The sequence below is a fragment of the Candidatus Protofrankia californiensis genome, assembly GCF_900634765.1.
Classification (GTDB): Bacteria; Actinomycetota; Actinomycetes; order Frankiales; family Frankiaceae; genus Protofrankia; species Protofrankia californiensis.
The window spans coordinates 1-1824 of record NZ_CAAAFT010000163.1; the positions used below are offsets into that span (position 1 = coordinate 1).

General features: G+C 68.8%; 2 protein-coding genes. Both read left to right on the forward strand.

The window, feature by feature from the left end; genetic code table 11:
- A partial coding sequence (locus DD1DGNOD_RS09290; RefSeq protein WP_131769912.1) for an ABC transporter substrate-binding protein occupies positions 1 to 1400 on the forward strand: 1400 nt, incomplete at its 5' end.
- Positions 1401 to 1717: 317 nt separating this feature from the next.
- Positions 1718 to 1824, forward strand: a 107-nt coding sequence (secG, locus tag DD1DGNOD_RS31120; RefSeq protein WP_131769915.1) for a preprotein translocase subunit SecG, incomplete at its 3' end; no start/stop codon positions are given.

The window sequence follows — 1824 nt, forward strand, 5'->3', positions numbered from 1 at the left end:
CCTGGACGTACACGATCCGGGAGGGGCTGACCTTCGAGGACGGCGCCCCGATCACGTCCAGGGACGTCAAGTACGGGATCGAGCGGGCTTTCGCCACGGACGTGATCAGTGGCGGTTCCGGTGAGGTGGTGGAGCTCCTGCAGGACGAGAACAACCCCTACCGGGGTCCCTACAGCGACCCGACGCCTGACCGCCTCGGTCTGGCCTCGGTGACGACGCCGGACGACCGGACCATCACGTTCCGGCTGAACCGGCCGTTCGCGGACTGGAACCTCGTCATGGCCTCCCCGGTCTCCACGCCCGTGCCCCGGGCGCACGACACCGGCGCCGGGTACGGAGCCCGGCCGGTGGCCTCCGGACCGTACAAGATTGAGAACTACCGTCCGGGCGAGTCCCTCACCCTCGTGCGTAACCCGCAGTGGAATCCGCGGACCGACCCGAACCGGCCCGCCCACCCCGACCGCATCGTGGAGCGGATGGGGCTCGCCGCGGCCGACGTCGACAGCCGCATCCTGACCGACCAGGCCGACGTCTCCGCCGACCAGAGCGGGGTGGGAGCCGAAGCCGCCGCCCGGATCAGCGCGAATCCCGGCCTGCGCGCGGCCCGGACCACCAGTGAAGCGACCGGCGGGCTGCACTACCTGGCCGTGCTCACCAAGGTCACACCGTTGGACAACGTCGCCTGCCGTAACGCCGTGGTCTGGGCACTGGACAAGAAGGCGCAACAGACCGCGCGCGGTGGTCCCCTCCTCGGGGGCGACATCGCGTCCACGATGCTCACCCCACCGGTGCGGTTCTTCTCCTGGTTCGATCTTTTCCCGAGTTCCGGCAGCACCGGGAACATCGCCAGGGCCAGAGCGGAACTGAACACCTGCGGTCAACCGAACGGCTTCGCGACCACGCTCGCCACACGCTCGGACCCGCTTTCCCTCGCCCAGGCCGAAGCGGTCCGCACCTCGCTTGCCCGGGTCGGCATCACGGTCACCGTCGAGAAGCTCGACGACGCCGGATACGCTGCGGCGCTGGACAGCCCGGAGCGCGTCCACAGCATGAAGTACGGTCTCGCCCTGGCCGCCGGGGCGGGTACCCGACCGACGCCGTACGCCTTCCTCGCCCCTCTCGCCGCCGGGAGCGCGATCCGGCCTCAGCACAACACCAACATCGCCGAACTGGATCTGTCCGCGGTCGACCAGCGCCTGGACCAGGGCATCCGGACGGCTGACAGCGAGGATGCGGCGAGCGTCTGGACGGAGACGGACCGGGCGGTCGTGGGGTCTGCCGCCTACATCCCGCTGCTCTACGACCGGGCGCTCAACGTCTACAGCAGCCGGCTCACCAACATCCACTACTCGCCCGGGTACATGATGACGGACTTCGCCTCGCTCGGTGTCGTACCGTAGGTCGTCCCCTCAGGCCCCGGCGAGGGGCCGCAGTGCGGACGGGCATGATCTGGCGGTGGTGTGCTGTGCCGGCCGCGGGATCGCCGTGCGGTACCTTGGCACGATTGTCAGTCAGTCAGTGTCGTCAGTCAGCCGGCCAGCCGAAGGAGGCGCGATCATGGTTCGTCGCGCCGCCGGAGGCTCTTGGGTTATGGGTATGTCGAAGGAGGCGCGATGATGGTTCCTCGCGTCGGGGTTCCTGTCGCGCCGCGAAACGATGCGGCAGGGCCGGCAGGTTTACGAGATCACTGGATGACGGTGCGGGAGCGGGTCCGGAGATGACTGTTGGGCTGTCGGTTGTCCTGATCATCACGAGTGTGCTTCTGATGCTGCTCGTCCTGTTGCACCGGGCCAAGGGAGGCGGGCTGTCCACACTGTTCGGCGG